The organism is Aquibacillus sediminis (assembly GCF_005870085.1).
GTDB lineage: Bacteria > Bacillota > Bacilli > Bacillales > Amphibacillaceae > Aquibacillus_E > Aquibacillus_E sediminis.
The window spans coordinates 1-6,998 of sequence record NZ_SZNM01000050.1 but is presented as its reverse complement, the minus strand read 5'-3'; the positions used below and the strand labels follow the sequence as shown (position 1 = coordinate 6,998).

General features: G+C 29.4%; 7 protein-coding genes. All 7 read right to left on the bottom strand.

Annotated elements, in window-relative coordinates; translation table 11 throughout:
* Window positions 1-503: 503 nt before the first annotated feature.
* A complete protein-coding gene (locus FCI53_RS20770; RefSeq protein WP_138420903.1) occupies window positions 504-2,270 on the bottom strand; it encodes a DUF2326 domain-containing protein in 1,767 nt (588 codons plus the stop codon).
* Window positions 2,267-2,506 (bottom strand): ABC-three component system middle component 8, encoded by a 240-nt coding sequence (locus FCI53_RS20765; protein ID WP_138420902.1) that lies wholly within the window; start codon window positions 2,504-2,506, stop codon window positions 2,267-2,269. Before FCI53_RS20765 ends, FCI53_RS20770 begins: the two co-directional genes overlap by 4 nt.
* Window positions 2,493-3,050, bottom strand: coding sequence for an ABC-three component system protein (locus FCI53_RS20760; RefSeq protein WP_138420901.1), 558 nt, complete (start codon window positions 3,048-3,050; stop codon window positions 2,493-2,495). The genes FCI53_RS20765 and FCI53_RS20760 overlap by 14 nt, the downstream gene beginning before the upstream one ends.
* Window positions 3,047-3,226: a hypothetical protein gene (locus FCI53_RS20755; RefSeq protein WP_138420900.1), complete on the bottom strand. Its 180-nt coding sequence runs from the start codon at window positions 3,224-3,226 to the stop codon at window positions 3,047-3,049. The genes FCI53_RS20760 and FCI53_RS20755 overlap by 4 nt, the downstream gene beginning before the upstream one ends.
* Window positions 3,227-3,474: 248 nt before the next feature.
* Window positions 3,475-3,948: a tyrosine-type recombinase/integrase gene (locus tag FCI53_RS20750; RefSeq protein ID WP_138420899.1), complete on the bottom strand. Its 474-nt coding sequence runs from the start codon at window positions 3,946-3,948 to the stop codon at window positions 3,475-3,477.
* Window positions 3,949-4,655: 707 nt separating this feature from the next.
* The gene (locus FCI53_RS20745) at window positions 4,656-6,176 is read right to left on the bottom strand and encodes a hypothetical protein (protein WP_138420898.1); all 1,521 of its coding nucleotides are present in this window, start codon (window positions 6,174-6,176) and stop codon (window positions 4,656-4,658) included.
* 737 nt (window positions 6,177-6,913) lie between these two features.
* A partial coding sequence (locus FCI53_RS20740) for an IS3 family transposase (protein ID WP_138419539.1) occupies window positions 6,914-6,998 on the bottom strand: 85 nt, incomplete at its 5' end.

Sequence of the window (6,998 nt, the reverse complement as noted above, 5' to 3'; positions counted from 1 at the left end):
TTATAAAACTAGTAAACTGTAGGGCTTTTATGATGATTGGTAAGTGTGTTGGCGTTGTGTGGTAAATTTCATGGCGAAGTCTGGTAAAAAACATGGCAAGGGTGGTAAAATCACGTGGCCGTAATCACTTGGTTTAGATATATCATTACTAAACTTTTTGAGAACCTCATTCCATAATTCATTCATATTATCTGACATAGTTATTACCCCTCATATTAAATTCTTGTCAGTTTAAATTTTAGCACGAATTGGCTAGTCCTTATACTTCAATCCAATTCCGTGAAAGATCCCTATTATTTGATCGAGTTCCTTTCAGAGAATAGCAACCACCAAATCATCAATGCACTTTTATTTAGATTATTAAAAATAAACCCTTAGATGGACATAAAGAATTATCTAGATAATATGTCCAACCAAGGGGGCTTCCTTTTCATTTGACAAATACTGATTCATTAACTTGTTCACTTATAATTTATTAAGCTGTTGGTTTCAATAAACTCTTTTCAATACTTAAATCCAAATAATGCCCCACTTCCATCATCATCTTGTTGTAATTCGCAAACAATATCCTTGTTATTAAATTTATCTTTAGACACATCTGAATCAATTACACTTATAATATACTGCACTTCATTCTTGTTACAGTATTCACTAATAAAATCAAGATAAGAATCTTTACGATTCTCATGTAGAGCTTCAAAAGGACCATCATGATAGAGAAACTTAAAGAAACTTCTTTTAGAGTAGAAGCTCATAATAGCTAAATCAAAACAGATGCACAGAATTTTTCTATATGAAAAGCCTTCATCCTCATGCGTTATATCGCCTTTATCAGTTATTATTCCTGCATTAAATTCAACATTTGATGTAGTATTTGTTGATATGTCAATTATTCCATTTTTACCTGTAATTTGCTCAAAGTAAGATTTAAATAAAAACCTAATATCATTTAATTTTTGATTTCCGTTTTCAATTTGAGATTCTATATCTTGATTAATTTTGTCAAGTATTTTTCTTTTTTCATTTAACTCTTTTATATCTGATCTTGTTTGTAAAATAAAATCCTTTTGCGATTCTAAACTTTGAATACTTCTTTCTTTTTCTATTAATTTAGACCTTAACAACTTATACTTTTGCACAACATCATCATCTTGAAGTACATTTAACATCTGTGAACGCTGTTCTCCAATTTCCTTTAATTCCTTATCAATAGCCCTTAATTTTGACTTTTTTTCTTTTTGAAGTCTGGTTAAATGAACCTTTCTGTCCTTTACCAGAGATTTATTAAAATCCACCAAATCTTTATAAGACTTTTCTAACTGGTCCCCAAGGTATATTTTTACTTCTTCAAAAAGGTCCTTAATAGAATCAAAGTCAAAATATTCGTGAGTTTGTAGAGATGTTTCTATCAGTTCAATATCTGTTCTAATGTCATATGCTTCCTTATGTAATTTTATTGATTTGTTCTCAATCTTTTTTACTAAATCTTGACTTATTTCCTTCTCGTTAAGATAAAAATTAAAAGAATCAAGATCATTTTCTAATATCTGTTTTTCTCTATTTAATATATCTATCTGACCGTTAATTCTGTCAATATCCGATACATTATAGTAGCCTTCTAACCCTTTTATTTTGGTTTTAAGTTTCTCTATCTCACTATTGTTATTGTACCTATCTATAAGTAGCTGATTATCAAATCCCAGCAATTTAAATACAAAAGGTTTCCAAACATCATCTGTAGAATTCGCAAATTTTTTAAGCTGAAATACATCACTGTAATCATTTTGGGTTCTTATAAAATATCCTACTAATTTTCTATAGTCATACGATTTCAGTACGTCAAAGTTCAAATTATCATTAAGGATAGTTGTGGCAGGAATTGTGTTGTTACTAGTAGTATTTAGAACTATGTTCGAATAATCCCACTCTTCACAATCTATTAAGTGGGTTGAGTAATTCATTATTTTAATATCGACTCTAGTAATCGCACTAAATGACCGCCTAATGGTTAAATATTTTCCACTATTAAGTTCTATTTCTAAATAAAAAGTATGATCTTTAAACACTGACTTCTTATTATAAAAATAATTACCTTTTTTAACTTCCTTCAATAGCATGAAGTCTATAAGATATACTAAAGCACTTTTTCCAAGATTGTGTGGATCATTACTATTTTCATCATGGACATGGGCAAATATTACATTAAGACCATCTTTAAATTTTATATCCTTAAACCTTGAGTCATTACTATAAAGCCTTGATAATTTCATATTCTCATCTCCAAGACATCTGTTTTTAAATCATAATCTAATTTTCCTAATAAAAACAAGAAGTCTATTGCAGGTAAGAACAAATATAAAACATCTTCTCCAATTTGTTTTTCTATTGCAGTATATAGTTCACCGTAGCTGCATTTATTTTCATTTTCTTTAAACTCTTTAATTAGTAAAGCTACAGTGTAAAGTAAACTTCTGTTTAAATCAGTAAATTTATCAGGTTTTAGCATCGTTATCACCTACATGACAAATAAAATACATAAAATGAACAATCACACTTACTAGTTCTTCGTTTTCCATTATTGTTTCATCGTTAGAATTAAAAAACCTATCTATTATTTCATTTAATACTTCACTAAAGTACTCTTTTCTTCTTTTAATGTCTGGAATTTTATTGTTAATTGTTTTCTTTATATTGTTATATGATTTTCTTAATTTATTATTACGTGGATTAGATAAGACATCTTTTATGCTTTTAAAATAAATGCTGCTTTCAATAATAATATCGAAATAGTCAGTAGACCCTTCCTGTTCTAAGTTGTTAATATAATTTTTATTAACAATGTTTATCCTTTTCAAATCTTCATCATCTTGAATTAATTGGTTAGATGGTATATCTTCTTGTAATTCATTCTCTAAAAATTCAATTACCTTTTTTAAGTTATAGGGATTTATTGTTTCACTTTTAAGATGCAGTACTTGTTGATAGACATCGCCCTGATTCGCAAATATAGGGCTATTGGGACCAGCTGTACTATTTTTCCCTCCAATCAATTTTTATCACCAAAATCATTTGCTTTAACATCTCCAGTGTTAGAAAAGATAGGGCTATTTTTATCCCCAGTCTTATTAACCTTTTTATTCACCTCAGATTTTAAAAAATATCCACTTGTTCCACCGATAAGAAGAGAAATTATATGAGTTAAAACTACAGTCCAATCAATAGTCATTTTATCACCTCTAGTAATTTTATTATTAAATCTAAATTTTAGCATATTTTTACATTACCTATAAGTAGTTTATCATAATATGTAACATTTTTAGAAAAATTCTGTATCTTTATCTGGACGATTTAAAATGAGTCGATAACAACAAATATATTTGTAATAGCTTTAGTTTCTTTATGTACTCTGCTTTTGTAAAACTTGAACCAACAACTATTTTCTGTAAACTATCCCCCCTAAAAAATATATGGTCATCATAACGATGACCATATATCCTCAACTGCATTCTGTTTATCTTCCTCAGTTGGTGCTGAATAACGTAAAACCATATCCGCTGAACTATGTCCACTCATTGACTGAATCACACTTATATCTTGTCCACTTCTGACCAGTCCAGTTATAAACGTATGTCTTAATGCATGCACGTTGAAACCATATTTATTGACCTTGTGTTGTACACTTCTTACACTGATACGTTCACCTCTATTTGATATAAACAACGCTATGTGGCTGTCATATCGCTCCTCAAGATACTTTGTAATCGCTCTTCTTACTTCCTTATTTAATGGAATTATTCGCTCTTTGTTACCCTTTCCGCTTCTAACTTTTATTTCACCTTTGCGTGGACTAATATATATAGTAGTAATATTCCTAAATGAACAATTTTTATAGCAAAATCTAATGGTTCTTGAAAAAACATCAGGCTGATTAACATTACCAAAAGGCATGTATATTCAGCTTCGTAAAAGCGAGCATAATCTCTTTTAGGTAATAATCGTTGATTTCGCTTCAAATTTTAAACAACTCCTAATAAAAAAAGAAACACCTGCACACATTAGTCTATTATTGACTATTTTTTGTACCGGTGCTCCTGATTTTTTATTTATAACTAATTGTCAAATCTTATTATAGCGAAAAAGCTAAACAGATAGAAACTGGTAGTGCAGAAAATTTTACTTGTTCAAATTATATTACAAATGCTATTACAGGAAAAATAACAGGTCAAATAACAAAACCTATAACAAAACACATTGAAAATTTGAATTCATCTTACATGAGTTGCTTTGAACCAAGTAATAACAACTGTTCTAGCATTTTTAAATGAAATTTCAGATAGAACGAATATGTTCAGAAACTAGATTGAGCTTCATTAAATTCGGAATGGGGCATCGTTAATAGAATGTACCTTTTTATAATAAACAATTATTTTGTTTAAATTTTTAATAACTTCTATAATTGTTTTTTTCAAGAAAAAACAGGAATTTTTTGGCAAAAAAAATAAACCAGCTATTAGCTGATTTATAATTTGATGTAATTTAGTTGTATATTAGGGAGGTTATGACAATTTTAAAAAAGTACATATTTTATTCAAAATAAAAAACCAGCACGAATAAGCCGTTATCTTGCTATTTTTTAAAAATAGACAGACAACAGCTTACGCATCAAACCGGTCATTTTCTAACCAATTGGTTCTGAGAAGCTCTACGTTTTCTCCGGATGCCTTTTGTTTTTCCATATTTAATTTGTGTGAAGGACGTTTTTTCTTTTTGAAAAAACTTACAATTTCCTTAAGCTCATCTGCCCTCTCATCAAGGTATTTATTCTTAGAAAGAAGTTTGTCATTTGCTAGTCCATTAATATATTCGCGAATATTAATTTTTTTAAACTGATCGTAAGATGGAATAAATTCTTGGTTTTCACATTCTTTTATAAATGCTTGTTTTACTACATTTTCGTGTTCTTTATATAGGAGTTCAATATCTTTGGAAAGCTCATTAAATGTTTTTTGATTAGCTCCTTCTTCATATAATTTTCGGATGTCTTGGTCGATAAGAATCTTATGTTCATCACTGGAATTTTTTGTGAAATAACCCACAAAATTCGAAAGGTTGTTCTTTTGTGCAGATTTTATTTCAGCGCGCGCTTTCTTAACAATTACATTCTTGATTTCTTCTAATAAATAGAAATCAACAAAGTAATTAACAGCATTATCATGTAGATCATAATAAATGATATACTCATGCTTTTCTTCAAAATACTTTTCTAGAGTTTTACGATAAATTACTAAACCTTCTTCACCAAATTTTTCGATTAATCCATTTTTCCAATCAATCATGGTATTGATAGTTTTTTCTTGCATTTCCTCATGATACATGTGATATCTCTCTGCTAATAATCGAATTTCCATTTCGCTTGATTTATTTTTGATTACTTGTTGATTGAATAGTTTTGTATTAATTTTTAGTCCGATTTTATGTTTCTGTTTTTTCTTAGGGCTGGTTCTCTTTTTCTTATCATCAACATATTCACATACTTCATGAAAGCGATCTTTGTATTTAGGATCCATATTATTTAAATCCTCAAAGCCAAAAAAACCCTTAGGAATTCGTAGCTCAATTAAGTTTTTATCGAATAGCTTAAATAAATCTTCGGCAACGCTTTTATAATCATCGTAAATCCACATACCGAATTCTTCGTCGTGCAATTCGTTTTTATATAGATTTTCAATTGCAATTTTTGTACTTTGATTACGAACATTGCAAGTTAAAATATAATAGAATAATAATGTTTGTTTTTTTGTTAAGTTCCGAACTTCATCTGATAAGATAACCGGGATGTATTTTTGATATGTAGTTTCACCATTTGAAGAAGTATGAAAATTAGACATAAAATGCCCACTTTCATAAATTAATAGATTTTTCCCATTGACTGTAGCGGTTTTTAATTCAGAAAGAACACGATTAAACACACGACGATCTAGGTTTAATTCTCTTCTTGCTATATCAAGATCCATGTTTATTCTACCGTCAAAATCCACAAATTGAGTCAGGAAAGCGATGAAGTCAATAGCAGGTTTGGAAAGTCTTGTATGTCCTTTTGCTACATCACGTAATAGCCCTCTTGACAATTTAGATTGGCTTTTGCTGAATTTAGGGGTGTTTTTTTTAAAGTTCATTGCCTTCTCCTTTCAAAAAAAAAAGCACCGTCAATTTATCGTAATCCAAATTACGATAAATTGACGGTGCTTCCGTCTTTATTACTTATATATTTTTTTTCAAATTTATAATATCAAGAATTATAAAAAATTGCAAACATTAATACACAATTGTGTGTGCCAAGTTTTTCTCGACTCTTAGTAATTGCCGTAAACTAATCATTAACATCCTATTAGAATGATAGTTCATTTCACTTTATTGGTCTAATTCGTAATACAAGAATTAGGGTTACAGTCGTAATATAGACAGTCCGTTATTTTTAGGTGCACTATTTGTCGCAAGAATACTCAAAGTGAATCTGCATATCTACTGTAATGACACAGAAAACTGTCATACGAGTCTTTTGATTCGCCCAACACTCAGCTACGTATTTGGAGGAGAGAAAGTGTCATATCTAGACTTCGCCAGTTATTCATGAATAATCAAATTTAAAGGTTGTCCTCCTAATCCCTCAAAACTTCCTCTGGAAAGAGAAAATCCTCAATACACTTATTTTTAAGTCTTTCCAACCAACGAATAAGTTCGAGATTTTTTGATATAATTTCCTTTTAATGTGAGACTAGAGGGAGTGAAAACTGTAACTCTATCCAGTTTAATTCTTAACATACATTTCTCCCTTTATCATTTAACATTTATTTCACTAAAACATTAAGACAATAAACTGGCACCCGTGTCAAGGACACTATGAAAAAAGAGATTAAGCTACTTGAAGATGATTCCTATATTGGATAGGGGTCATCTTTTTTAAGTTCCATTGATATCGATAATTGTTATAGTAAACC

Bases quoted from the DNA above. Each gene is read 5' to 3' on its own strand.
- FCI53_RS20765 (WP_138420902.1), bottom strand. From the start codon at position 2,506: ATGCTAAAACCTGATAAATTTACTGATTTAAACAGAAGTTTACTTTAC.
- FCI53_RS20755 (WP_138420900.1), bottom strand. From the start codon at position 3,226: ATGACTATTGATTGGACTGTAGTTTTAACTCATATAATTTCTCTTCTT.
- FCI53_RS20770 (WP_138420903.1), bottom strand. From the start codon at position 2,270: ATGAAATTATCAAGGCTTTATAGTAATGACTCAAGGTTTAAGGATATA.
- FCI53_RS20745 (WP_138420898.1), bottom strand. From the start codon at position 6,176: ATGAACTTTAAAAAAAACACCCCTAAATTCAGCAAAAGCCAATCTAAA.
- FCI53_RS20750 (WP_138420899.1), bottom strand. From the start codon at position 3,948: ATGCCTTTTGGTAATGTTAATCAGCCTGATGTTTTTTCAAGAACCATT.